This is a genomic window from Fibrobacter sp. UWR2 (genome assembly GCF_002210285.1).
Lineage (GTDB): Bacteria > Fibrobacterota > Fibrobacteria > Fibrobacterales > Fibrobacteraceae > Fibrobacter.
On sequence record NZ_MWQE01000002.1, the window covers coordinates 1 to 26,225 of the forward strand.

The window sequence follows — 26,225 nt, forward strand, 5'->3', positions numbered from 1 at the left end:
GGAGGAAATATGCGTTCCCTTTGGCTTGGAATTCTTGCTTGTGCGGCGATGCTTGTCGCTTGCGGTGACGACGGTAGTGATTTCTCGACCCGTCCTTCGGACGGTTCGTCCTCTTCCCGCGCCAAATCCAGCAGTTCTGCGAAGTCTTCGGATTCTGTCGTCGGTTGTAAGACAGAAAAGGAAGACAATTGCGAATATAGCGAGTTGGCGGACGACCGCGATGGCCAGATTTACAAGACCGTTAAAATCGGCGACCAGTGGTGGATGGCGGAGAACCTCAACTATGAAACGGACTCTAGCTTCTGCTACAAGGATTCTGCCGAGTTTTGCGAAAAGTATGGCCGACTATACACTTGGGATGCTGTGGTTGATGTTTGCCCCGACGGCTGGCATTTGCCTAGCAAGGCCGAATGGGAAACGTTGATCACTGCTGTTGGTGGACAAGCGACCGCAGGCAAAATGCTCAAGTCCACATCCGGTGGCAAAGGAACGGATGCATTCGGATTCTCGGCGCTCCCTGCTGGCTACAGGGTTAAAGGTGGGGGATATCTCTACGCGGGCGCCCACACGTTCTTCCGGAGTTCTACTGTGAGTTCTACTGAAATCAATAACGGTCCGTACAGCGCGTTCTTGGACTTCAACGCCGACTATGCTGCGGGTATGTCCAGCGACGATTACAATAGCTACGGGTTCTCGGTTCGCTGTCTTAAAGACTAACAAGCCGAGTGAAGCGGTCGCCAAGTTTACTTGAGCGACCATTTCCGAGGCGCAGTGTCTGCGCTACGTAGTAGCGCCAGGACTAGTTTACTATCTTTACCGCATAAACAAGAGGTTTTATGCAGTCCTGGACTGAAATCAAGAAGATCGAGAACCCGACCGAAGAACAGCAACTCGAGGCGATTGCTCTCAACTGGTATGCAATCAGTCTTATCGAGAATCCGACTGTGGCCGCGCAGAAGGCGGCGTTTGCACAGAATGTGCAGGCGATTCTCTACATCAAGAACGGCCTTTGCGAAGATTTGAAGGTAGCGCTCAACGCCCTCGACGAGCCCGCGCTCCTTGCCGCGGTAAACGGCGACCCGAATATATTGAAGTTCGTGACGAACCCCGACCTGCTCAAGGCCGCGGTGCGTAGCGACTGGAAAATCGTGAAGAAGATTGACAACGCGGGCGAAGACCTGTGGGCCGAGGCGGTACGCGCAAGTGCCGATGCGGTCAAGGCCGTGCCGTTCATGGGCGAAAAGATCCAGGCGGCGCTCGTGGAACGTGACTGGCATGCATTGCAAGATATTGTGCGCCCGTCGGCCGCCATCGTGATTGCCGCGGTGAAGCAGGACTACCATGCTTTCGAATTTGTGAGTATCAAGGACCGTACGGAGCCGGTGCAGCTTGCCGCCGTGCGTACAGACTGGCGCTGCATCCAGTACCTGCAGCGTGCAAGCGAAAAGGTGCAGATGGAGGCCGTGCGCCAGACGAAGGATGCGTTTGCCCTCATCAAGAACCCGTCAGAGGCGGTCAAGGAATTCTGCAAGTAAACTCGCAGGGTGTGCGCGATGGATAATTCGAACCCGCTGGTGAAACTCGAAAACGTCTCGTTCCGTTACCCGAAATCGGGCGTGGATGCGCTTTCGGATGTTTTGCTTGAAATCCCGCGGGGGAGTTTCTTTGCATTGCTGGGCCCGAATGGGGCGGGGAAGACGACGCTGCTCCGCCTGTTGTGCGGGCGTTTCGCGAAATTCTCGGGAACGATTGTGCTGGCGGACGATGTGCGCGGCACGAATGCTTTCCTCGACCCGATTGCCTGCGGCATTTTGCTCGAGAATCCGGGCGTATACCCGAAACTTTCGATAAACGAGTACGTGGACTATTTCGTGGGGTTCTATGCGGCCCGTATCCCGACGTGGAATACGACCGAGGCCCGCGAACGCATGGCCCGCATCGCGAAGAGCCTGGAACTCCCGCCGCTCGATACCCGCATGGGCAAGCTTTCGCTCGGAAACCGCCAGAAGGTGCAGTTGCTGCGTGCGATGGCACCTGCACCGCGCCTGCTGATTTTGGACGAGCCGGTGGCGAATCTCGACCCGATGTCGCGCGAGGCCGTGTGGAAACTCATTGCGGACTGGCGCAAACAGGAAGGTGGTACGGCCATCGTGTGCTCGCATATCCTAGCCGAGATGGAAGAGGAGGCGACCGACTTCGCGATTATCGACCGCGGGCATGTGCTCAGGAGCGGGCGGGTCGCCGACCTTGTAAGCGAAACGGCGACATTCAAGGTAGAGGTCCGCGGCAATGCGCCTGAAATTCCGACTCCTGAAAAAATTCGCGCGGCCCTCGCCGCCGCCGGAATCGATGCCAGCGTGAACCGCGCCGGCACAGGCCTTTCTTCTCTCTATAAAAAGACCGTTGCGGGCTAGAACGTCTGCGAAAGGTCGAATGCGAACCTGCCCCAAGCGAAGTTTTCCATGTTCCAGTGTGAAAGGTTCTTCTTGAACGCGTAATCCAGACGGAACGTGAGGAACTGCCAGCGGTATCGAACTCCGAGGCCGAGCGCTTCTTTCGTCTTCTCCTTGTACAGGTCTTTCTCGTTGTCCATCACGCGTGTCCAGTCATAGAACTGAACAATCTGCCAGTGTTTCCAGTTTTTCCATGGGAATGTCCAGCGGATTTCCTCGTTGATGCGCAGATACATCGGCGTTAGGCCCGTATTGATGATTGTATCGATGACTTCGTTGCCTTCGTCGTCGGTGCTGGTGGTGTAGCTTTCGTAACTCGCAAAAATACTGCGGAATCGGTATCCGCGTACGGAACGTGTGCCGCCTTGGTAGAATACGCGTGCGTCATCTTCGAGTGCCTTCTCGAAGAACCTGCCTACACTGCCGCTCAATGCGCCGTAGAATGTCCAGAACAGCGGGTGGTACAGGTTTACGGTCGCTTCCCCGTAGGTGTAGGGGTTGCCTATCATGGTGAGCTTTTCAAGGTCGGCGTTAAGGTTGGTGCCTGCACCGACTGTGGGCGCGAAGCGGACACCCTTCGTGGGGTTGAAGTAGTCGTCGGTGTAGTCGAAGGTGAGGGCTATTTCTCCCTTCACCTTGTACATGTCCTTGTCGTTCTTGCTCACGAATCGCGTATCGAGCGTTCCGCGGAATCGGATATGGTCGGTAATGCCGAAGGTAAGGTCTCCGCGGTTAATGATTTCGTAACGTTCTTCGATGCTGTCGGGGTAGGCGGGCGGAGCAATCTTTTCGTGGTTGAAACTCAAGCGGTCTTCGAAGCGGATGGCCGTCGGGATGAACGAGAACGATGTCCCGAACAGGAGCGGGTTTGCGTAACCGAGCGAGATTTCCTGCTTGTTCTGTGCAATCTGGAATGTGGTAGAAAATTCGTTAAATGTTCCGAAGAAGTTCTTGTGCTTTGCATACGCGAGAGCGCCGAATCCATACATTTCTTCGAAGAACAGCCCGTAGCGTGCCTCGCCGGGGATTCGCTCAACGACATCGAGGTGTACGTCCGAAAGCCCGTCGGCTCGTAGGGAGTCCGTGAGCTTGATCTGCGTGAACAGCTGTGTGGAGAGGAGCTTACTCTTGAAGGAGTTGTACTTGTTACCGTCGATGATTTCGCCTTTAGGCGTTTTCCAGAGCGAAGAAAGCCATGCGGTGTCCGAAAGCCCGGCCTCCTGCTCCTTGCGCCCCTTGTCGCTTGCCTTCTGCGTGGTGCTAATCATGTTACCCATGGTGACGATAGCACCCGGGTTGACGATAATTTCTACGATGATTACTTTGTTTGTAGTGTCGATTAGTTCGCCGGGCATCACGTAGGTGTGCAGGTAGCCTGCCTTGCGGTATGTCTGCTGGATAAACTGGATGTCTTCGGCGATGTCGTCTTGCGAGAATATACGGTCGGTCTTGTTTGTCCTGAGTTGCTTTTCGCTTATCTCGATTTTGGAACTATCAGGGACAATGATGTTCGTGCCGCCGAATCGGTATCGTTCCCCTTCGCGCAGGTAAATTGCGTAGCCGCGCTTGCGCTTGTTCTCTTCGTCGACTTCGCGCTTGATTTCGAGCTTCATGTCGAGGCTGAAGAACCCTTGCGAGTAGTAGAGGGCACGAATGTTTTCGACGGCGAGGCCCATCATGAAGTCCTGCTTTGTCGTGTCGAGGTTGCCGAATTCATCGGGAATCTCGAGCTGCTCTGTCAACTGAAAATTCGAGAACACCGCGTTGCCTTCGAACGTGACGTACCATGGATTCTTCTCCACCTCTTCGGCAAGAACGAATGCGCTAAAAAGGAACAGGAAGGCTAGAATCTTTTTCATTTGTCTGTCTCCTGTTTATCGTCGGTTGTTTCCTTGAACGACGCGTTGGGCGAAATGGTCTCACAGCGCCCAATGCCGAGTAGGCACGGGTTCCAGAATCTGTAACTGTAGTTGAAGCCGACGTTCTTTTCGAGGCGGTTTTCGTTTCCGCCGGCACCCGTGTTGGTGTAGTATTGCTTGGATATCAGCAGCCCATTCAGGTTGAGAGACGGATTGATATGGTTCTTGTGCGAGAATTGCTTGTCCTTGAATACGGGGAGCGTGTAGTTCACGCCGAATTGCAGCGCCTGGTCGTATGTCGGGTTTTCGCTCTGGTCCTGCGTGTAACCGAAAATAAGGCTTAGGTCCTTAACCCAGCGGTCTAGGGAAATAGGTATCTTGAAGTAACTTGAATCCTTGTCGCTTGTGGTGTTGTTGCTGAACAGCATCACCTTCATGTCGATATCGCCGATGTATTCGCTGCCCAGGGCCTTGTTTGCCGTGGTCGAAAGCACCTTGCCGATAGCCTTGCCTGCAATCTTGTTCCAGTCCGTAGATTCGTCGTTGTTGTCGGCGATACATCCGAGGATGATGTTGTAGTACGTTGCCGCTGCGCTCGATTCCGTACCGCAGTTGCTGCTCGGCGTTGGCTGCGGGTTTGTAATCGTGCCGGTGATGTCGAAGTTGATGGGGCAGGTTTCGCCTTCCTTGTCGCCGGAGTCGTCACAGTAGGGGAGTTCCTGTGTACTGGAAACTTCGACGACGCCTTGCTGCCACGGAACGTCCATCCACGAAATGCTGAACGAATTCAGGTCGAACTCGTAGAGTTCCTGCACGCCGATGAACCCGGTGTTCGAATTGATGACGTCTCCACGCAATAGGGGCCTGTTCGTGTTGCCGAGTACCCAGAAGTCGAAGGTGAACGGGAACGTGGCGAACGGGGTTACGATGGCAATGGAATCACGCTGGGAATCGTTTACGTGCACCATGAGGTTAATCGGGCTTGCCGTAGAAATCTTGGCTTCTTGCGCTTCGGTGGTGCGGAGTCTTGTGATGAAGTTGTTGAACATCGTGAGAATACGGTTCAGCGATGCTGGCGTAATCTGGAACTCGAGTGCCTTGTGGTAGATCATCTTGTCGACAATCAGCTTGCCCGATATGGAGTTGTTCTGCAGGCGGTCGCCAGTTAAACGCGGCATGGTAAAATCGAGGTCGCTCTGGGCGAGCACTTCACCTTCGCCGAATGTCTCGTCGAAGAAGTTGTACTGGATGTAGGGGAGGCTCACCGAGACGACGAGTTCGTTTTCGTAGTCGCTAAGAGACCCGGCGACATCCCTGACAAGAATGGAATGCTGGCCGGACTTGAAACTGAACTGCTCTGACGAGATGTTGAACCGTTCCAGTTTCATGCTGTCGAGGTTGAATGCCGCCGAAGCATTGATGATTTCGCCCTGGCTGTTTTGTGTCGAGAGGTCTGTAATCTCGGCTAGCCCGTTTTCGATGTGGCCCACGATGCTGAATGGAATCTTGCGCCCCATCTTGGGCGGCTGGATGAATGTGGAATCTGACTTGATTTCGGCTGTGATGCCCTTCAGGCCTTCGCGGATGTTTGCCGAGATGTCGACCTGCAGGTCAGTCCTTGTGATTTCGGCTGTTGTGCCCGGAATGAACCACGAACCCGAAACATTCAGTTTGCCATCGAACACGAATGCGGAATCGACGTCGCCTTCTAGTGTGACATCGCCGCCGTTGTCCGTACTGTGGACGACGCTCACGTGGCGCTTGTTGTCGAAGATGTTGTTGATGATGACTTGCGAGGAACCCGCCCATCCACCGTTTCCGATGTTCACGTAGGCGTTAAGTTCCATGCGGTCACCTTCCGCGAACAGGTTCATCTTGTCTACCTTCAGGGCGCTAGTCGGAATCTTGCTCAGGCTTAGCTTGGTAAAGTCGATGTTGCCGAGCAGTCCCTTACCGGCTTCGTAAGATACGTCACCGTTCATGAAGCCTTCGGAAAGTGTCGTGTCGTTGAGCGGCTCAAGAAGGGTCGGGATGCTGAAGTCCTTTGCTGACGCCCATGCATGCACGACCTGTATGGGGAGGAATCCGGTGGGCTTGAAGTCGGGGTTCGAGTCGTTGGGCAGAATGAATACGGCTTCGGCTTCAACCCTGTTCTTGTCTTGCATGGCCTGGAACTTGTCTATGAAAACCGTATCGCCGTTCTGCCTTGCCTTGATGCGGGCGCGGATATCGAAGGGCTGATAGTTGCCGTCGGCAATCACGTCGATTGCACCGACGTTGTCTGTGAAGTTATGCCGCCACGTTCCCGTGACTTCGCCGTTCATCTCGTTGCCGATTTTAATCTTCGCGAATGGGATGGTGCTCACGTCTACGCTGTCCGCCATTACCTGAAGGGTTATAGAGTCCGTCCACGTGATGTAGGCGAACGCATGTCCACCATTCCTTTGCGTCACGTCCCATGAGGTGTGCGGCTCCTCGTGGTTCCACATCACGTCTCCAAAGAAGTCGAATGTTTCCTTCTCGGTGTAGATGATGCCGTTGCTGAACTGGATGCCCTTCTTGTTCAGGTCAAGTTCGACTTCGAGCGAGTCGGCCTTCATCTGGTAGGCGAAGTCTACGTTCGGAATTTTCACCTTGGAATGCATTACGCCGTTCCTGAAAGAGCCGACAATGTTAAAGCGGTTGCGCAGAATCAGGTTCCCGAAGTTCCAGTCCAGCGCCCATGGTTCGTATGGAGACATGTCGCCTGTGAACGTGATGTTCAGGTCCTTCTTTAGGTCTATGGTCGCATTGATGTCGGAACCCTGTCTTGTCTCGATGCCGACCTTGATAATGTCGCCTTCCTTGTGCGCGGTATGGATCTTCATGTCGAGAGGCATCATGTGCGGTCCGAAGATGGAACTCATGTATTCTACGTATCCGGTGATATCTCCGTTGAGGTCCTTGTCGGCATCGCCTTCAAGTCGAATGTGCCCGCCTTCGTCGTTGTACAGGTCTATGCCGAAGTGGTAGTTCTCGTCGTCGCCTTTTACTTTGATTTTCGCATTGCAGGCCATGAGGGGCCAGAACTCGCCGATCCGGGTCTCAAGGTTCAGGTCGTACAGCGGTTTCTGCGTCTTGGGGTCGAACTTTACATCGCCCTTCACCTTTACGGCACCGATGGTCGGTACTGCAGGCGGTATATCGACCGGAATCCACTTCTTGGGATCCTTGACTTCCATGTCTACGCTAGTCTTGACTGCTGCTAGGTTGTTCTTGGGCGTGCTTACGTCGAGTTTTATAGCGTCGCTGCCGGCCTTGACGTTTCCTTTGACCTTTACGTTGTCACCTTCGAAGTTAGCCTTGATGTCGATGCTTGTGGTTTCGCTGATGTAGTCGCCCTGGATGGAATCGAGCTTTACGGAAGCTCCCTGTAGGCCTTCGCTCTTGACCTTGAAATTCTCGGCTTGCCAGTGCATTTGCTGTGGCGAGTCCTTGTCTACATCCACGGAAATCTTCTTGGCCGAAACCTCGACGGGCAGGTAGAACTTCGCCTTCTCCGGGAACTCGATTGCCTCCATCGGGGTCTTGGGCTTCTTTTCGGACTTTGCATTCGGGTCGGTCTTGATCTGGGCCTCGAATTCCCCGAGGTCGACACTTGCTCCCTTGCTATTGCCGAGCAGGGTCACGTCCATCTTGAAGTCGCGTACGGTGTAGGTGTTTTCGCCCTGCTTGACGGTTACGGAATCCCAGGAGTGGGTGAGCAGACCGTCCATCTGGTGCCCGTAGGGCGTTACCTCGACATCGCCGTATGTATGCGGGGTCGAAAGGTAGGTGTCGAAGGCAATATACGCAAACCAGGCGCTCAGTGCAAGAACACCCACAACGACCGTCACGATTGCGGCGGTCAATGAAAATGTCGAAGTTCCGTTCTTCAACGGCCCTAATAATAGAAAAATATCAGTCTATCCCCAGCCGCCAGACCATGCTTGGGAGTGCTCTAATTCGTTGTTGCTCAACGAGTTATGTTTGATATGACGGTATAGGGTTATTTATTGCTTACAAAGTGCTCTTTTGTGTAGTAGTTTGGTTTCGCCATTTTTTACGCATGGTGAAGCGCCTCGGAATGCGCAATTGACTATATTTATGCCGGTTTTTTAAGCATTTCATGAGGATTAGATGAATAAGAAAGTTCTTTTTCTCTGTTCCCTTTGTTGCTTTGCCCTGGTGGGCTGCAACGGGATTGGTTCGGGCGAAGAAAGGCTTGCCCGTGTTGACAACGAGACAGTCTATGTCGAAGATTTGGACCTTGCGTTGAAGCTTTCTGGCTCTGACCGCGCCCAGGTCGAGATGCTTACTAACGACCTCCTTTATCGTGCTGCCATGGTTTCCAAGGCGCTGCAGGATTTTCCGGAACTTGCCACGCGCTGGGAATCTTACTCGAAGAACTTGCAAGATCGTGTTCTTACGCTCGTTTACCAGCGCTACTACTCGATGGAAAACCTCACGTTCTCCGACTCGGAACTCCGCAAATACTTCAATGCGCACAAGAGCGAGTTCGCGAAGGATTCTGCCGATGTCGAGTTCCTCGATGTCCGCGGTACGGTTGCCGAACACCTGCTCCTTTCGCGTGAAGCTGACAAATTCAAGGAATCCGGCCTCGATACCGTGACCTACCTTCACCAGTTCAGGCAGAACCTGATGGAAACCTCCATCAAGTCCGTCAACGAGAAGTACCCGGTCAAGATCGAGAAGATCATTCCGCCGAACCAGGAAGCATACTACGAAAAGCACAAGGAAGAATTCAAGACTGCACCTGCATTTGAAGTCTATCATGTGCAGATGGAAGATTCCGCAGCGCTTGCTAAGTTGTTCGCCAAGCCAGTGAAGGACCTTGAACAGTTCAAGGAAATCGCTACCAAGTATAGCGAGAACAAGGAAACTGCGGCGAATGGCGGTTATGTGGGAAAGGTGAAGGATGGATTTGCGTTCCCCTATGGTATCGGCATTATCAACGGGCTGGGCAAGGCGTTTACGGGCATGCCCGAAGGGACTATCTCTCCGGTCCTAGCGACGACAAGGACGCCTGGTCGCCACGTGTTCTACCTCGTGAAGGAATTCCCGCCCGAAGTCAAGCCCTTTGACCGCGTGAAGGGCGAGGTCGAGGCCCGCATGCTGAACGTGGGCTACCTGGAACTCGATCCCGGTTATGTGCTGATTTCCAAGAACGGCGAGCCGTTTATTACCGAGAAGGATATCCTCCAGATTTTTGAAGAGGAACCGGGCCTTCCGAAGACGAACCGCTCCAGGGACCGCTTTATCGCAAGCATTGCCGAAAGTGCCTCGTTTGCCGAAGCGGCACGCGCGCTTAAGCTCGACCACTCCTGGGAGTACCGTGCGTTTATGCGCCAGACCCGCGGCAACTATATTCTCGCGCATTACGAGGAGATGGCACCAGCCAAGGACATGCTTCCGGAGGATTCCCTGAAGGCGTACTTCGAGAAGAACGGCAACCCTGTCCGCCCGGATATCCCGTTCGAAGATTCGAAGGAAGACTTGAACGACTACATCAAGTTCCCCGAGAATATCCTGAAGCACGAATACTACTTCAATTACGTGCTCTACGGCAAGAGGAACATCGAGGATATCCGCAGGTCTGTATTCAACATGAATTTCAGGGCGCTTCGCGCTACCCGTAAGGAAATGAGGGAAGCCTCCATATGGTCGAAGGCCAACGTGCGCCTGTACAAGGAAAATATTACTGTTAAGCCTGCCGAGTCCTTTGCCGCCGAAGACCTAATCCGTGCTGCGGACTCGCTTTACAAGGCCCGTGCATACGAGGCCTCGCTCGCAAAGTGGCGCAAGGTCCGCGACGTCTATCCGGATGTCGATTCCCTCTATGCCCAGGCCACGTTCCAGATTGCGCAGGTTGAATCCGAAGCCGAACAGTTCTCCTTTGCGGAAGCTGAGTATTACGCGTACTACAGGATGTGGCCCAAGTCTCCGGATGCCGAAAAGGCCATGTTCAGTCGCGGGTTTATCCTGAACGAGAATATGCATAAGGATTCTCTCGCCCTTGAGGTCCTGGAGGAATTCCAGAAGACCTATCCCAATAGCGAAATGGGCAAGGACGTGAGCTGGCTCATCGAGAACATCAAGTCCGGCGGAAAACTCGCCGAAGACCTGATGAAGAAGATAGAGGCGGAAGAGTAAAAAATCTATATTTCCCACATCTTAAACCAAAAGGTACCTACTATGGAAATGACATTCGCCATGATCAAGCCCAATGCCGTAAAATCCGGCTTGGTTGGTCGTATTATTGACCGTTACATCAGTGCTGGCCTCTCCGTTTGCGCCGTGAAGATGCACCAGATGACTTCCGAAGACGCCCGCGGTTTCTACGCCGAACACGTGGAAAAGCCGTTCTTCGGCGAACTCGAAGCCTACATGACCAAGGGCCCGTCCGTGATGCTCGCCCTTGGCGGTGAAAATGCCATTGCCAAGGTCCGCGCCATCAACGGTGCAACCAATCCGGCTAAGGCGGAACCCGGTACCCTCCGCTACGACTTTGCCCCTTCCATGACCGAAAACGTCGTGCACAGCTCCGACAGTCCTGAATCCGCCGCTCGCGAGCTCGACTTCTGGTTCACGAAGGAAGAACGCTACGCCTACGAGATGCCGTCTCTCAAGGCCTGCTGCGTCCTCTAAGTTTCAAAAATAACCCTCTCAAGGAGACACAACTCAATGCAATGGATCGTCAAGTATCTTACCTCTTCCATCGGTAAGAAGCAGATCATGGGATGCACGGGCGCCTTTTTGGCTCTGTTCATCTTGGGCCACATGTGTGGTAACTTCCAGCTCCTGAACTTCGACCAGGCGTCGGCGCAGGCATCCTACAATGCCTATACCGAGTTCCTGACCGGGTTCAACCCGCTTCACTTCCCGGTGAAGCTGATTTACCTTGTCGAGCTCGTGCTCGTGGGCGCCTTCGCCCTCCACATCTTCCTCGCGGTGACGCTGAAGATCGAGAACAAGAAGGCCCGCGGCGGAATCGAATACGAAGTCAGCGCTCGCAAGGGCAAGAAGACTTTCGCGACCTTCACCATGATCTGGTCCGGCCTCTTCATCGTCGGCTTCCTCATCCAGCACCTCATGATGCTCAAGTTCGGCGAACACTACCTCTACATGAACGACAAGGGCGAAATCGTCCGCGACATGTGGCTCACCACCATCCAGATGTTTGCAAACCCGGCTTGGGCTGCATTCTACGTGATCAGCATGTTCGTTATCGGCATGCACCTGTTCCACGCCATTTCTTCTGCGTTCCAGACCATGGGTATCGCTCACCAGAAGTGGACTCCGATTATCGACATCTGCGGTATCGTCTACAGCGTCGTTGTGGCCCTCGGCTTCGGCATTACCGCGATTGCCGCCTTCTACCTGGGCAACCAGCCGGGTACGCAGGCCCTCATCGAAAAGTCTCGCGCCCTCCAGCCGCAGTACGAACAGCAGCTCAAGGACAAGGCTGCCGCCAAGACTTCCTTCGTGATTCCCTCTGTCGGCGAAGTACAAGTTTCTTTCAACGTTGAAAAGTAAGGAGACCACTAATGATTCTTGATTCTAAAATCCCCGGTGGTTCCATCGAAGAAAAGTGGACCAAGCATAAGTTCGAACTCAAGCTCGTGAACCCCGCCAACAAGCGTAAGTTCACGGTGATCGTGGTGGGTACTGGCCTTGCCGGTGCATCCGCTGCCGCTTCTCTTGCCGAACTTGGTTACAATGTCAAGTCTTTCTGCATCCAGGATAGCCCCCGCCGTGCACACTCCATTGCTGCCCAGGGTGGTATCAACGCTGCCAAGAACTACAAGAACGACGGCGACTCCGTTTACCGTCTGTTCTATGATACCGTGAAGGGCGGTGACTTCCGCGCTCGCGAAGCCAACGTGCACCGCTTGGCCGAAAACTCCAACCTCATCATCGACCAGTGTGTCGCCCAGGGCGTTCCGTTCGGTCGTGAATACGGCGGCCTCCTCGACAACCGTTCCTTCGGTGGTACGCAGGTTTCCCGTACGTTCTACGCTCGTGGTCAGACGGGTCAGCAGCTCTTGCTCGGTGCCTACCAGGCTCTCATGCGCCAGGTTGCTGCCGGCAAGGTGAAGATGTTCCCCCGCCGCGAAATGATGGACCTCGTCGTTATCGACGGCAAGGCCCGCGGTATCATCGTCCGTAACCTCATCACTGGCGAACTCGAAAGCCACGTGGCTGATGCAGTCTGCCTTTGCACCGGTGGTTACGGTAACGTCTACTACCTTTCTACCAACGCCCAGGGTTCCAACGTGACGGCTGCTTTCCGTGCCTACAAGCGCGGCGCCCTGTTCGCCAACCCCTGCTACACGCAGATTCACCCGACTTGCATTCCGCGTCATGGCGACCTGCAGTCCAAGCTCACCTTGATGAGTGAATCTCTCCGTAACGACGGCCGTATCTGGGTTCCGCGCAAGGCTGGCGACACCCGCAGCCCGGACCAGATTCCGGAAGAAGATCGTTACTACTACCTCGAAGAGAAGTACCCGAGCTTCGGTAACCTCGTGCCGCGAGACGTGGCTTCCCGTAACGCCAAGCAGGTCTGCGATGCCGGCCTCGGCGTGGGTTCCACCAAGCAGGCCGTTTACCTCGACTTCGCCGACGCTATCCAGCGCATGGGCGTTGCCGGCGTGTCTGCCAAGTACGGCAACCTCTTCCAGATGTACGAGAAGATCACCGACGAAGACCCGTACAAGGTCCCGATGCGCATCTTCCCGGCCATCCACTACACGATGGGCGGCCTCTGGGTTGACTACGACTTGATGTCTACCATCCCGGGTTGCTTCGTCCTCGGTGAAGCTAACTTCTCCGACCACGGTGCAAACCGCCTCGGTGCTTCTGCTCTTATGCAGGGTCTCTCCGACGGTTACTTCGTCATTCCGTTCACCATCGGCGGCTACTTCGCGGGCACCAAGCTCGAGAAAGTTTCCGAATCCGATGCCGCCTTCGAAGACTGCAAGAAGCAGACCGAAGAACGCATCCACAAGCTCCTTTCCGTCAAGGGTCACCGCACTGTCAATGAGTTCCACCGCGAACTCGGTAACATCATGTGGGAATACGTGGGCATGGCTCGTAACGAGGCCGGCCTCAAGACCGCTCTCGAAAAGATTCCGGCTCTCCGCCAGGAATTCTGGGAAGACGTGAACGTCGTCGGTTCCGAAGGTTCCTTCAACCAGAACCTCGAACGTGCCGGCCGCGTTGCCGACTTCCTCGAGTTTGCCGAAGTCCTCACTCTCGACGCCCTGCACCGCAAGGAATCTTGCGGCGGCCACTTCCGTGAAGAAAGCCAGACTCCGGAAGGCGAAGCCAAGCGCGACGACGAGAACTTCTGCTACGTCGGTGCCTGGGAGTACAAGGGCGACGGTGTCGCTCCGGAACTCTCCAAGGAACCCCTTACCTTTGATAATGTCCACCTTGCAACTAGGAGCTACAAATAATGAGCGGACTGAATTTGACTTTGAAGATTTGGCGCCAGAAGGATGCCAAGACCAAGGGACAGTTCGAAACTGTCAAGATCAACGACGTTTCTCCGGACATGTCTTTCCTCGAGATGCTCGACATCGTGAACGAAGAACAGATGAAGCAGGGCAAGGAAGGCTTCGCTTTCGACCACGACTGCCGCGAAGGTATTTGCGGTATGTGCTCGCTGGTCATCAACGGTATGCCGCACGGTCCCGACCATGCGACCACCACCTGCCAGCTTCACATGCGTAAGTTCAAGGATGGCGACACCATCGTGATCGAACCGTGGCGCGCCGCCGCATTCCCGGTTATCCGTGACTGCGCCGTCGACCGTACCGCTTTCGACCGCATCATCCAGGCTGGCGGCTTCGTTTCCGTCAACACCGGTGCTGCTCCTGAAGCTTCCACCATTCCGGTTCCCAAGGCTGATGCCGACCGCGCCTTCGACGCTGCCGCCTGTATCGGTTGCGGTGCCTGCGTGGCTGCCTGTAAGAACGCTTCCGCGATGCTCTTCGTTTCTGCGAAGGTCTCTCACCTCAGCTTCTTGCCGCAGGGCAAGGTCGAGGCCAAGAAGCGCGTTCTCGCCATGGTCGCCCAGATGGACAAGGAAGGCTTCGGCAACTGCACGAACCTTTACGAATGCCAGGCTGCGTGCCCGAAGGGTATCACCGTGGATTACATCGCCAAGATGAACCGCGAATACCTCGGCGCCACTGTGACCTACGCCGAAAAGGTTTATGGCAAGGATTAATGTGTGATGTGGAGTGTGGAATGACTGATTAAATTCATTTCACATTACTCATTGCAAATTACACATTGCAAAAAAGGGACCGCAGCGATGCGGCCCTTTTTCTATATTTCTCTTGTAAATGAAAAAGGAGCGTTTATGAAAAAGATTCTTGCGATGTTTGCGGCGTTTGCGTGTGCCGCGGTTCTTTCTGCCTGTAATGACCAGAAGGCAGAATCCAAGGCTCAGGCCGATGAATCCCTGAACAAGGTGAAGGCGGCGGGCGAGTTCGTGCTCGGCCTCGACGATTCCTTCCCGCCGATGGGTTTCCGCGACAAGGACAACAACATCGTGGGCTTTGATATCGACCTCGCCACGGAAGTTTGCGCGCGTTTGGGCGTAAAGCTCAAGACGCAGCCGATTTCGTGGGATGCGAAGGAACAGGAACTGAACACCGGTAAGATTGATTGCATCTGGAACGGCATGAGCGTGGACAGCGCACGCGCGAAGGCCATGAACCTGAGCGACCCGTATCTCAAGAACCGCATGATTTTCACGGTGAAGGACAAGGCTCTTGCAAGTCTCGCGGCACTCGCCGGTAAGAAGATTGCCGTGCAGAACGGCTCTACCGCCCAGAAGCTTTTGGATGCCTCCGAAGCGGGCAAGGCCGCCAAGGAAATCGTCCCGTTTGACGACAACCAGACGGCGCTCATGGATTTGGACAAGGGCGGTGTGGACGCCGTGTTCCTGGACGAAATCGTGGCCAAGTATTGGATTGTGACGAACGCGAAGGACTACACTGTGCTCGAAGAAGGCCTCTCCGACGAAGTCTATGCCGTGGGTTTCCGCAAAAAAGACCAGGCCCTGCGTGATGCCGTGAATTCTACCCTGGCTGCCATGAAGGCCGACGGCAAGTTCGACGAAATCTCTGCCAAGTGGTTCGGCAAGTAACGGCCGGCGCGCGGTTCCATGTCTGACCTGAGCAATTTACTCCCAATTCTCTGGGGCGGCTTCTGCACGACGCTCGCCATTTTCGGGCTCACGCTCCTGTTCTCGATTCCGCTGGGCTTGCTTATTGCGGTCCTCAAGATGAGCAAGTGGCGCGTGGTGCGTTACCCGGTGTCGTTCTACATCTCGGTGATGCGCGGTACCCCATTGCTGCTCCAGATTGTGGCGATTTATTTCGGCTCCTACTACCTGAGCGAATATGCGGGCGTGGATTTTTCGTTTGACCGCTTCCCGGCGGTAATCGTGGCGTTCTCGATAAACTATGCGGCGTACTTTGCCGAAATTTTCCGCGGGGGAATCCAGTCCATACCCAAGGGGCAGTACGAGGCCGCCTACATGCTGGGCATGACCCGCACGCAGACGTTCTTCCGCATCATCCTCCCGCAGGTGGTCAAGCGCGTGGTACCCGCGAGCGCGAACGAAGTCATTACGCTGGTGAAGGACACCTCGCTTGCGCAGGTGATTGCGGTGACGGAACTTTTTGCGCTGGCCAAGAAACAGCAGGCCGCCTACGCAAGCATTTACCCGCTGTTCGTGGCGGGCGTATTCTACTATGTGGCGAACCTTTTGCTGAGCGTGCTTTTTGCCTACGTGGAACGCAGGCTCAATTACTATAAGTGAGGCGTGGAATGGAAAATGTGAATGAATCTGCGCCGATCCTCAAGGTAGAACACGTCAAGAAGTCCTTTGGCGACTTGCATGTACTCAAGGATATCTCGTTTGACCTGAAGGCGGGCGAGGTGCTTTCGATTATCGGGCCCAGCGGCTCCGGCAAGAGTACGCTGTTGCGTTGCCTTACCCAGCTTGAAACGGTTGACGGCGGCCTGGTGCAGGTCGACGGCAAGGATATGGTGGTGCCGAGTGATTCGGCGAAGGGCCCGGCAGTTAAGTATGCACCGGCGAAAACGCTCCGTGAAATCCGCCTTTCTACGGGGCTTGTGTTCCAGAACTTCAACCTTTTCCCGCACCTGACGGTGCTGCAGAATATCTGCCTCGCTCCGGTGCGCGTGTTGGGGGACGAGCGCAAGGACGCACGAGCTATGGGGCGGTTCCTGCTCAAGCGCATGGGCCTTGAAGGTAAGGAAAACTCTTACCCCTGTGAACTCAGCGGCGGCCAGCAGCAGCGCGTGTCTATTGCCCGCGCGCTCGCGATGAACCCGAAGATTCTTTTCTTTGACGAGCCGACGAGTGCGCTGGACCCGGAACTCACCGGCGAGGTGCTCAAGATTATCAAGAAACTTGCCGAAGACAAGATGACCATGGTCATTGTGACTCACGAGATGGCCTTTGCCCGCGATGTGGCCGACAAGGTCATCTTCATGGACGGCGGCGTCATCGTGGAGCAAGGAACTCCCGACCACGTGTTCCGCGAATCGGGCAACGAGCGCCTGGCGCAGTTCCTGAGTCGGTTTGCCGAGGCATAAGGGGATGGCGAAAAACTGCCGAGTCTTTACCGCCCAGGCGGTAGAACCCGAAGAACTCTAGTAGTGGCCAAAGAAGTCGGTCACGTCAAAATAGAATTGATAATTTCTTCCTTCTTCGTCTACGGCCTTCATAAGGTCGTACTGGCGACCGTTCTCTTCGACTAGGGCTTGGCCCGTTGGCTTCAACCCGCCTAGAAGAATGAAGTCGTATTCCTCGCCGATGTTTATGACATACATGGCGTTTTGGGGGGAGGTTCCTTTTCCTGAATTTCGAATGGAATTGAGTATCGCCATGATGATTTGTTTATGGAATTCCTTGACAGTAGTGTCGGTTGAAGGATTGGAAACGATGGCGTAATGTGCCGAGATGTTGGTAAAATCAACATCCAGTAGTTCCTGGGCGACTTTCAATTCCTGCTTGCTGTCGCCGTTTTTTCTAGCAAGGTTCATGACGGCTTCTTGCCCCGTAATGCCAAAGCGTTTTGGTTGGGAAAGCTTGCATTTTAGGAACTCCTTGCGGAATTTAAGCCAGTCTGTGGTTTCTACGGCTTTTAATGAATCCTTTTTAATGACCTTTAGTTGCTGCATATAGTAGGAGGCCTCGATTGCGGCGTCGTCATACGCTGGCTCTCCGCTGGGGAGCGTCGCGGGGCCGCGACTGCCGGCACAGGCAGCCAACATCCACACTGACAAAGAGATAAGAATAACCTTGATTTTAGACATGGGGCCACTCCGCTGTTTTGGTGATGGTTCTCAATATTTCCCTATAGGGGAATATACATAATTTCTATATTTGAACTCGTAAAAATTCAAAAAAGGATAAATCATGCGCGATCAGTTCGAAAGCCCGCTTATCAAGCGTTACGCCAGCAAGGAAATGAGTTTCATCTTCAGCCCGCAGTACAAGTTCCAGACTTGGCGCAAGCTGTGGATTTACCTCGCCGAATCCGAAATGGAACTCGGCCTCCCGATTACGCAGGAGCAGGTGGACGAACTGAAGGCCCACGAGAAGGACATCAACTTCGAAGTCGCCGAAGAAGAAGAAAAGCGCCGCCGTCACGACGTGATGAGCCACGTCTACGCTTACGGCGTGCAGTGCCCGAAGGCCAAGGGCATCATCCACCTCGGTGCAACATCTGCATTCGTGGGTGACAACACCGACCTTATCCAGATGCAGCAGGCGATGATTCTCGTCCGCAAGCGCCTTTGCCGCGTGATGGACAAGCTTTCCAAGTTTGCGATGGAATACAAGGACATGGCCCAGCTCGGTGCCACGCACTTCCAGGCCGCCCAGCTCACCACCGTGGGCAAGCGTGCTTGCCTCTGGCTCCAGGACATGCTTATCGACCTTGAAGAATTGAACTTCCTCATTGAAGTGCTTCCGTTCCGCGGCGTGAAGGGCACGACCGGTACGCAGGCTAGCTTCATGGACTTGTTCAACGGCGACGAAGAAAAGATTATGGAACTCGACCGCCGCGTGACCGCCAAGGCTGGCTTCAAGCGCGTGCTTACCATCACCGGTCAGACCTACACCCGTAAGTGGGACAACCGCGTGAACCAGGTGCTCAGCTCCATCGCTCAGTCTCTGCACAAGTTCGCTACCGACATGCGCCTCATGCAGGGCGTCAAGGAAGTGGAAGAACCGTTCGAAAAGACCCAGATTGGTTCCAGCGCCATGGCTTACAAGCGTAACCCGATGCGCAGCGAACGTATTTGCTCCCTGGCTCGTTTCGTGATGGCTCAGGTCAACAGCACCGCCTTCACGCAGGCAACGCAGTGGTTCGAACGTACGCTCGACGACAGTGCGAACAAGCGCTTGGCAATTCCTGAAGCATTCCTCGCCATGGATGCCATGCTCATCATCGCCGAGAACGTCACCAACGGCCTCGTCGTTTATCCGAAGGTTATCGAAAAGCGTATCATGGCCGAACTCCCGTTCATGGCCACCGAAAACATCATCATGGAAGGCGTGAAGAATGGCGGCGACCGTCAGGAACTCCACGAAGAAATCCGCGTGATGTCCATGGAAGCGGGCAAGGTCGTGAAGGAACAGGGTAAGGACAACGACTTGCTCGAACGCGTGCTGAAGAACGAAAAGTTCCAGAAGCTCGGCATCACCGAAGCAAAGCTCAAGGAAATCCTCGACCTCCGCAAGTTCGTGGGTCGCGCTCCGGGACAAGTCGTGAAGTTTGTTACCGAAGAGGTTCGTCCCGCTATCGAGGCTGTTCCGGATTGGAGCAACATCGATGCTGGAGAGTTGAAGGTTTAATTATAAACCTCAATCCCGTATGTCACCCCCGCCTTGAGCGGGGGTCTTTTGTTTTATATGAAACGCACTGTATAGTATATTGCTTTTGGCGTATTATGCGGCATTTTTCGCACATTTTTTTGTAAAACAACCCCTTGCTTGCGTTTAGGGATTTTTTTTAATTTATATTATTGCAGAAAGGAGAAGAAAATGGAAATTAAAAAGGGAAAAGTTTTAAAGGACCGCGACTGGTCTTTAAAGACACAGAAAAATCTTGCTTCCATGCTCGGGATTACGGCGGCGCTCTCGCTTTCGGGTGCTGCGTTGACGGCGTGTAACGAAGTGGTAGCATCCGGGGGGGATATCGAAGACGCCGATTCATCGTCGTCCGAACAGATGACTTGCGGGGAAATGCCTTGCGATGGCGATATCAGGCCGGAATCAAGTTCCTCCCAGACAAAATTTTCGTCGAGTATTGACCCTGTTGGTGGGATTTCGTCCAGCAGCATTGCTCCTCGGCCAAACTCCAGCAGTTCCGAGGATCCTCCGCTGTCGGCGGGGATCTTGCCGCCGTCGTCCAGCAGTTATGAAATAGACACGCTGGAAGTGACTTCGGGTGAGGTTATTCCGCCGGAGATTGTCGGCCCGGAATCGGGCTGCAACATCGATACCGGGCATCTGGAGTCCAGTTCATCGATAGCGGAACCATCGAGTTCGTCGTATCAGCGGATAGAATCCAGTTCTGCGACGTCTGGCCTGCCGCTTTCTTCTTGGGAAGAGGTTCCGCCATCTTCGTCTTCTGCGGAAACTGAACCATTGCCAGGCGAGCCGATTGAACTGGACGACCCTAAAGACTGATGAATCTAGTCCTTTCGCTAACTGAACGGTGCAACCTGCGCTGCACCTACTGCTACTACAAGGTGAGCCATGAGGCCCGCAGCCAGGTGATGTCGAATGACATCATGGAGGCGGCGATTAGGCTTGCTTTTGAACGCACCCTGAAACTCGGACAGAGATTCCTGAATATCACGTTCTTCGGTGGCGAACCTTTACTTTGTATGGACGCTATCCACAGGGGAGTGGATTTTGCGAAAAAACTGGCTCATGAACGTTTTGGCGAAGACGTGTTGCTCGGACCGCCGACTACGAATACGACATCGTCAAAGTTCCGCCTGCGCTTTGCCGTAAATACTAACGCGACGCTCCTGAATGCGGAAATCATCGATTACCTGAAACGCGAAAAGTTCCGCATATACCTTTCGCTTGACGGCCCGGAGGCGCACCACAATATCTGCCGCAAGCAGGTGGGTGGGGAGGGTTCCTTCAAACTGATTGAACCGCATATTCCAGTGCTCACCAAACTCGATACCGTCGTGCTTTCGGTGGTGACCCGCGAGAACATGCATTCGCTTTCGGAGGCTGTCCGCTGGATTCAGGCGCAAGGGTTCAGGAACATGACTGCTGCAGTGGATTTCGACGGCAAGTGGACGGGGGAGGAATTCGATGTCCTGGCCGCGGAATACGAGAAACTGGCCGAATTCTGGCTCGAAATCAAGCGAAAGAATATTCCCTTCTACCTGGGGACCATCCAGGACAAGCTGAAGTTCAGGCTTACGGGGCAGCGCCACCGTACGTCGAGCTGCCAGGTGGCCGAAGGCATCGTCGCCTGCGCCGCGAACGGGAACCTTTTCCCCTGCACGCGGTTCATTACGAGCAAGCCGGATGCTCCTTACATCCTAGGGCGCGTATTTGACGACTCGGAGCAGATCTGGAACGGTCCGGTCGCCCGCGATATCCAGGATTTTTTCAATCGCGACAAGGAAGATTGCAAGGGCTGCGCCATCCGTTTCCGTTGCCACGCGCACGAATGCGCCTGCACGTCGTTCTATTCCACGGGCAGTGTTCACGGGGTTTTGCCCGAGGTGTGCACGCATGAACGCATGCTCGCCGCCATATGTGATTCTGCGATATGTGATTAAATAAAAAAGATCCCCACCTTGGTGGCCACGCGCACTAAGCACTAAAGTGCTAAGTGCTGTCCGCCCGCCTTCGCGGGGATGACATCTACGTCGGAGGATGTTTTTTTTCTACGAGCAGCGGAGTGTCTGTCCGATACGGAGTATTGACGTGCGCTTGATGCCGTTCAGGCGGCAGAGCTTTTCGATAGTTGTACCGTAAAGGCGGGCAATCTTCCCGAGGGTATCGCCCGAGCGAATCCTGTGGTAACGGTGCTTCGAAAGTTCTTTCTGGATTTCGTTGTGGCTGTCGACGGCGCTTGCGATGGAGAAGTGGTTTGCGTTCTCCAAGAGGGTTCCTTCTTCGATGTTGAAGACGGTTGCCGGGTCGATGTTCACTTCGCCGTAACGGATTTCGAAATGCAGGTGCGGGCCGCTGGAACGTCCGGTATTGCCGCCCCAACCGACGAGTTGACCGCCTTCAACGACGTCGCCCACGTTCACTAGGCGCTTCTTGAGGTGGCCGTAAAGGGTGCGGGTTCCGTTTTCGTGTTCAATCATCACGTAGTGGCCGTATCCACGACGGTTGTACTTGGAAACAATCACTTTACCGGGATATGCGGCGACAATGGAATCTCCGATGGAAATATGCATGTCGACACCCCTGTGCAGGCGGTGCTTGCGAATACCGTAGGGTGAATTCAGACGAGTCCCGTGAATGGTGGGGAAGTGGGCTCCGCTGAAATCTAGGAAAGCCGTGGCGCTTTCGTCGAGGGTGGATTCTTGCAGGGTGTCAAGTTCTTCGGAGTCTTCGGACTCTGCGCTGGCGACATTTTCGTCCGCATTCGCATCTTCGGCGTTTTCTGCGTTGGCGAAATTTTCTTCGTCGGCAGTAGCGACATTTTCTTCAGAGGTGGTTTCGACAGATGCCGCATTCAGTGTGGAATCGGCGATGGCGCCTTCCTTGATTGCTTCGGTTTCATCGGTCGATGCCATAGCCAGCACATCGTTTGCTGCAGAAATAGCGGGCAGCATGGCTATACTCAGTATGAATGCGTTCACGAATTTCATGTCGGCGTGTAAGATAGAAATTTTCAATTACCCCTGCAAGATTAGATGTTCTTTAAAAGGTTTACAGAATGTCTAAATCTGCGTTTTTCGCTTAAAATCGGGGTTTGCACTTTTTGCCGAAGTGATGTGCGATACGTTTTTTTTCTAGATTTCCAAAAAACAATTTATGGTACCTGTCGCGATGATTTTTCGAAAAATTGCATTTTTTGCCATTGCAGTGTCGTTTACGGCGTTTCTGGCCGGCTGCAACGAAGACGAAAAGATTATGGAACTCCAGAGGGAGGTCTCGATTCTTGAAACCCGCTCCGATTCTCTTGGTGTCGCCGTCCGTACCATGAGCGATGTCAAGCCGCTGACGATTATATACGATACAGTGCGCGCTGGCGAGGGCCCGTTCCATGTATTCTCGCGCTTGAAGGCCATGGTAGAAGGTGGCGATGCCGATTTGGGCAAGGTGTACCTCGCCATGCAGGACAGTGTGGAGTTCAAGCTCCGCGTCGGCGAAAAGTTCTATATCGCGGTTGACGGGGACAAGCATGTGCAGCGCTTCCGCTATGCTCCGAACGTTATCACGTCGCATGTGGTCGTGAGGACGGACAGCGGTTTTGTCTACAAGTTGGTGGAAAAGCCGGTCGTGAAAAAGCAGTCGGCTTACGAGGGCGCACTCGAAGAGGGCTCTACCCTGAACGGAATCTTGCTGAAGGTCGGTATCCCGCGCCGCATGGTGGGCGTGGTGAGTGGCGTTTTGCAGTGCAAGGTGGCGTTCCCGCTGGCCCGTGCGGGCGACCGGTTCCGCATTCTGCTCGAGGATTCCTACTACAAGGATACATGGGTCTCGGGCAAGGTTGTCTATGCTGAATTCGATGGGCGCATTGTCGGCCATCACGAAGCCTTCAGGTACGAAGATCCTGATCCGAAGAGTTCCTATAATGCGCATTACACGGAAACAGGCGACGCTCTTGTCTTTGACGGCCTGCGCTACCCGCTGGAACACTTGCGCATAACGAGCTCCTATGGCTCTCGCGTGCATCCGATTACGGGGCAGGTCAAGGTCCATTACGGCGTGGACTACGGGGCACCTACGGGTACTGTCGTGCATGCTGTCGCAGAAGGCGAGGTGATTGTCTCGGGTTACGACGAGTTTAGCGGCAACAAGATTGCCATCCGTCATAGGGATGGTACGAGCAGCTGGTACATGCACCTGTCTGCGCGCGGTGTGGGGGTCGGGGCAAAAGTTGCCCCGGGCCAGGCCATCGGGCGTGTCGGCTCTACGGGCCGCAGTACGGGTCCGCACCTCCATTACGGGTTCAAGAATGCACAGGGTGCCTGGATAAACCCGCTCTCGAAGACGATGATTGCGACTCCGAAACTTTCGGGGGAGCGCCTTGCTCGCCTCAAGACGCAGGTTGCGGAAATCCGCAAGCAGACAGAAATTACATTCGCTTCGCCGGCAGTGAAAGCGAACGATACTACCGACGTGATGGTACATACCCGCGTGTTGCAGTGATTTTGAATTATGCTTGATGACGATGAACTGAGCGAGATAAGGACATCGAGACGCGCCCACAGGTCGCGCCGCATCGACGCCTTACGCGAATGGCATTCGGGTGTCGTGGATGAACGCCCGACCAAGGAGCGCTTCAGTCGCGAGTTCAAGAAGGCTAAAATCAAGCAGCTGAAGAACCCGGTCGCGAATATCGGTGAAGAAAATTGCGTGGAGGGACTTGTAATTGAAGTCCACCGTCGCACTTGCGAGGTAAGGCTTGCTGCTCCCGCGGAGGGCGGTGTGCCTGAAGCTGTCACGGCGATGTACCGTGCGACAACCTCCAAGCAGTTGGGCGAGTTCCCGGCGGTGGGCGACAACGTGCTCCTCGGTCTCGTGAACGATGGCGATGATGACGGCGCGGGCGTGGGGTCCCAGAAGTATTGCGTGGTGCGTGTCTTGCCCCGCAAAAGTGAACTCAAGCGGCCTGGTCCCCGCGATAGTTTCTACAAGCAGCAGACTCTTGCTGCGAACATTGACCAGGTGGTGATTGTCGCGAGCGTGACGCAGCCAGAATTCAATTACGGGTTCATGGACCGATTCTTGCTGGCGGCGAACCTGAACAGCCTGCCGTTCATCCTGGTGCTTACCAAGATGGACTTGCTCCCGAATGGCGAAGCGGACCTCTCCGATGATATCCGCGATTTTATGAGCATTGCCGACAAGGTGATTCCCGTGAGCGTTAAGTCGGGGACTGGGCTCGGTGAACTGCGTGCAGAACTGCAGGGCAAGTCCTCGGTTTTTAGCGGCATGAGCGGGGTCGGCAAGTCTACGCTTGTGAATGCCCTTGTGCCTTCGGCATCCCTTGCGACCGGAGAGGTGCGTGAACGCGATGGCAAGGGGCGCCATACCACCATTTCTTCGAGTCTTTTTGACCTGCCGGGTGGCGGCTACGTTATCGATACTCCGGGCATAAGGAGTATCGGCCTCATGGACATGGAACCGGAGACTCTTGCGAAAATTTTCCCTGGATTCTTCGATAGTGACCTTTTTACGTGTAAATTCAGCAATTGTTTGCATGTCAAGGAAACCGGATGTGCGGTCTTGAAGGCGTTGGACGAGGGAAAACTCTCCAAAGCACGTTACCAGAGCTATTTGCGAATATTGAAATCCAGAGATTGATTATATTGTCTAGAATACGGAAATGTGATATGAGAAACGTTCTTTTCTATGCATTGTGTGTTCTTGCCCTGTGCTGCGGTTCGGCGTTTGCACAAGCTACGGGTTCATCCGAAAAGGCTTCAACCGCAAGTACGTCTGGTTCCGAGACGACCGGGATTCATACGCCACTGTTTGTGGGCGGCGCCCTCGGGTTTGGCTCGGGTACGGGTGTCGGCACGGAACGTGGCCTTGGCCTGCAACAGATAGAGCCTATGGCTGGCATCTGGTTCCCGCATGTGGCTTTTTTCCGTGCTGGTTACGGTTTCTATGATTTTACCGGTGAAAGCGACGATGGCGAAAAGACCGAAATCGAGCATGTCAACCTGGATGTCGAACTGGGCGTCCACTTGCTTGGTGATGTCTACTTGGTCGGCAATTTCTCGAGAGTAAAGGAACTTTCTGATGTGGGCGATGTCTCCTGGAACGAATGGGGCGTTGGAATCGGAAGTGTAATCAATATCCTCTCCAAGACGATGCTTTTTGCAGAAATTGGTTACAGGAATGTCCTCGACCATTATGATCCGTTCCTGGATAAGAACATCTCGGGGAGTCGCCTGCAGATGAACCTCGGCTTTGTCGCGTATGTGTACTAGGGAATGGAAACGGCGATGAAGAACGTTGCTGTGATGGGTGGGGCGTTTGACCCGATTCATGAAGATCACATTACGGTCGCAAGGCTTTGCCTACAGCGGGGATTCTGCGACGAGGTCTGGTTCATGCCTAGCCCGGACCGTTGGGACAAGACTCTCAATGCCTCTCCGGATGACCGTTTCGCGATGCTGGAACTCGTGACATCCGATGAACCGCGCTTTATTCTTTCGGACCTGGAAATCCAGCAGGGAGATTTCCGCGGCTCGTACGTATTCCTGATGAGCCTCAAGGAAAAGTTCCCGAATACGGATTTCAGGCTACTGGTCGGTGCCGACAGTTACGGCAATATCCCGCATTGGCGTGATCCGCTCCATTTTTATGGCACGGAGTACAACGGACACTTGCTCCTGCGCGACATTGGACTCATCGTGTTTGCGCGTAATGGGTATCCGAAACCCGATGTGGCTGAACACCTCGCAAAAGGGTATGCGCCGCTCTACTGGCTTGGCGCAGAGGAAGGCTTTGTCGGGAAATATTCCAGCACGCAGATTCGCAAGGATCTTTGGCGCAACAGGAACGAGAAACCGGCGGGGCTCGATCCGAAGGTTTACCGCTATATCATAGAGAACGATTTGTACAGAGCGTAAGGATTGTGGGGTA

At 54.3% G+C, this 26,225-nt stretch carries 22 protein-coding genes; 18 read left to right on the forward strand and 4 right to left on the reverse strand.

The annotated features are described in order from the left end of the window. Positions 1–9 precede the first annotated feature (9 nt). From B7994_RS04120 to B7994_RS04130, 3 genes are all read left to right on the forward strand, one after another. Positions 10–717 carry a fibrobacter succinogenes major paralogous domain-containing protein gene (locus tag B7994_RS04120; protein ID WP_088637535.1) on the forward strand — a complete coding sequence of 236 codons (708 nt, stop codon included), beginning with the start codon at positions 10–12 and terminating at the stop codon, positions 715–717. A 119-nt stretch (positions 718–836) separates the two neighbouring features. After that, entirely contained in the window at positions 837–1,535 is a 699-nt protein-coding gene (locus tag B7994_RS04125) for a hypothetical protein (RefSeq protein ID WP_088637233.1), read from the forward strand. A gap of 18 nt (positions 1,536–1,553) precedes the next feature. Beyond that, positions 1,554–2,414 (forward strand): ABC transporter ATP-binding protein, encoded by an 861-nt coding sequence (locus B7994_RS04130; protein WP_233143015.1) that lies wholly within the window; start codon positions 1,554–1,556, stop codon positions 2,412–2,414. Here the strand turns inward: B7994_RS04130 and B7994_RS04135 are convergent. Beyond that, the gene (locus B7994_RS04135; RefSeq protein WP_088637234.1) at positions 2,411–4,312 is read right to left on the reverse strand and encodes a BamA/TamA family outer membrane protein; all 1,902 of its coding nucleotides are present in this window, start codon (positions 4,310–4,312) and stop codon (positions 2,411–2,413) included. The two genes, B7994_RS04130 and B7994_RS04135, sit on opposite strands and share 4 nt — an antisense overlap. Further along, positions 4,309–8,229 carry a hypothetical protein gene (locus B7994_RS04140; protein WP_144063745.1) on the reverse strand — a complete coding sequence of 1,307 codons (3,921 nt, stop codon included), beginning with the start codon at positions 8,227–8,229 and terminating at the stop codon, positions 4,309–4,311. The genes B7994_RS04135 and B7994_RS04140 overlap by 4 nt, the downstream gene beginning before the upstream one ends. Before the next feature lie 241 nt (positions 8,230–8,470). On the opposite strand from B7994_RS04140, the gene B7994_RS04145 reads away from it, so the two are divergent. The 8 genes from B7994_RS04145 to B7994_RS04180 all read left to right on the forward strand — a co-directional run bounded on the left by B7994_RS04145 (position 8,471) and on the right by B7994_RS04180 (position 16,996). Continuing rightward, complete coding sequence (locus B7994_RS04145; protein WP_088637236.1) at positions 8,471–10,504, forward strand: peptidyl-prolyl cis-trans isomerase; 2,034 nt, start codon at positions 8,471–8,473, stop codon at positions 10,502–10,504. Between the two features lie 42 nt (positions 10,505–10,546). Beyond that, positions 10,547–10,999, forward strand: a complete 453-nt coding sequence (gene ndk, locus B7994_RS04150) for a nucleoside-diphosphate kinase (RefSeq protein ID WP_088637237.1) — start codon at positions 10,547–10,549, stop codon at positions 10,997–10,999. Positions 11,000–11,035: 36 nt separating this feature from the next. Further along, positions 11,036–11,887 (forward strand): succinate dehydrogenase cytochrome b subunit, encoded by an 852-nt coding sequence (locus tag B7994_RS04155; RefSeq protein ID WP_088637238.1) that lies wholly within the window; start codon positions 11,036–11,038, stop codon positions 11,885–11,887. 11 nt (positions 11,888–11,898) lie between these two features. Next, entirely contained in the window at positions 11,899–13,812 is a 1,914-nt protein-coding gene (locus B7994_RS04160) for a fumarate reductase/succinate dehydrogenase flavoprotein subunit (RefSeq protein WP_088637239.1), read from the forward strand. After that, positions 13,812–14,588, forward strand: a complete 777-nt coding sequence (locus tag B7994_RS04165) for a succinate dehydrogenase/fumarate reductase iron-sulfur subunit (protein ID WP_014547104.1) — start codon at positions 13,812–13,814, stop codon at positions 14,586–14,588. The genes B7994_RS04160 and B7994_RS04165 overlap by 1 nt, the downstream gene beginning before the upstream one ends. 135 nt (positions 14,589–14,723) lie before the next feature. Continuing rightward, a complete protein-coding gene (locus B7994_RS04170) occupies positions 14,724–15,515 on the forward strand; it encodes an amino acid ABC transporter substrate-binding protein (protein ID WP_088637240.1) in 792 nt (263 codons plus the stop codon). Between the two features lie 18 nt (positions 15,516–15,533). Beyond that, a complete protein-coding gene (locus tag B7994_RS04175) occupies positions 15,534–16,193 on the forward strand; it encodes an amino acid ABC transporter permease (protein WP_088637241.1) in 660 nt (219 codons plus the stop codon). A gap of 8 nt (positions 16,194–16,201) precedes the next feature. Further along, positions 16,202–16,996, forward strand: a complete 795-nt coding sequence (locus tag B7994_RS04180; protein ID WP_088637242.1) for an amino acid ABC transporter ATP-binding protein — start codon at positions 16,202–16,204, stop codon at positions 16,994–16,996. A 57-nt stretch (positions 16,997–17,053) separates the two neighbouring features. On the opposite strand, the gene B7994_RS04185 is transcribed toward B7994_RS04180, so the two are convergent. Next, a complete protein-coding gene (locus B7994_RS04185; RefSeq protein ID WP_088637243.1) occupies positions 17,054–17,719 on the reverse strand; it encodes a DUF4919 domain-containing protein in 666 nt (221 codons plus the stop codon). A gap of 103 nt (positions 17,720–17,822) precedes the next feature. Here B7994_RS04185 and purB point away from each other — a divergent pair, with 103 nt between their 5' ends. The 3 genes from purB (at position 17,823) to B7994_RS04200 (ending at position 21,223) form a co-directional block, all read left to right on the forward strand. Beyond that, the gene (gene purB / locus B7994_RS04190) at positions 17,823–19,265 is read left to right on the forward strand and encodes an adenylosuccinate lyase (RefSeq protein WP_088637244.1); all 1,443 of its coding nucleotides are present in this window, start codon (positions 17,823–17,825) and stop codon (positions 19,263–19,265) included. Positions 19,266–19,454: 189 nt separating this feature from the next. Further along, a complete protein-coding gene (locus tag B7994_RS04195; RefSeq protein WP_088637245.1) occupies positions 19,455–20,102 on the forward strand; it encodes a hypothetical protein in 648 nt (215 codons plus the stop codon). After that, positions 20,102–21,223 carry a radical SAM protein gene (locus B7994_RS04200; RefSeq protein ID WP_088637246.1) on the forward strand — a complete coding sequence of 374 codons (1,122 nt, stop codon included), beginning with the start codon at positions 20,102–20,104 and terminating at the stop codon, positions 21,221–21,223. The genes B7994_RS04195 and B7994_RS04200 overlap by 1 nt, the downstream gene beginning before the upstream one ends. 108 nt (positions 21,224–21,331) lie before the next feature. Here B7994_RS04200 and B7994_RS04205 read toward each other — a convergent pair whose 3' ends face one another. Beyond that, positions 21,332–22,270, reverse strand: coding sequence for a M23 family metallopeptidase (locus B7994_RS04205; RefSeq protein ID WP_144063746.1), 939 nt, complete (start codon positions 22,268–22,270; stop codon positions 21,332–21,334). Positions 22,271–22,451: 181 nt separating this feature from the next. Between B7994_RS04205 and B7994_RS04210 the strand changes: the two genes are divergently transcribed. The 4 genes from B7994_RS04210 to B7994_RS04225 are packed head-to-tail and all read left to right on the forward strand — an operon-like array spanning position 22,452 to position 26,212. Beyond that, complete coding sequence (locus B7994_RS04210) at positions 22,452–23,777, forward strand: peptidoglycan DD-metalloendopeptidase family protein (RefSeq protein WP_088637248.1); 1,326 nt, start codon at positions 22,452–22,454, stop codon at positions 23,775–23,777. Positions 23,778–23,786: 9 nt separating this feature from the next. After that, complete coding sequence (gene rsgA / locus B7994_RS04215) at positions 23,787–24,935, forward strand: ribosome small subunit-dependent GTPase A (protein WP_088637249.1); 1,149 nt, start codon at positions 23,787–23,789, stop codon at positions 24,933–24,935. 29 nt (positions 24,936–24,964) lie between these two features. Then, the gene (locus B7994_RS04220; protein WP_088637250.1) at positions 24,965–25,567 is read left to right on the forward strand and encodes a hypothetical protein; all 603 of its coding nucleotides are present in this window, start codon (positions 24,965–24,967) and stop codon (positions 25,565–25,567) included. 15 nt (positions 25,568–25,582) lie between these two features. Then, positions 25,583–26,212 (forward strand): nicotinate-nicotinamide nucleotide adenylyltransferase, encoded by a 630-nt coding sequence (locus B7994_RS04225; RefSeq protein WP_088637537.1) that lies wholly within the window; start codon positions 25,583–25,585, stop codon positions 26,210–26,212. Positions 26,213–26,225: the final 13 nt, after the last annotated feature.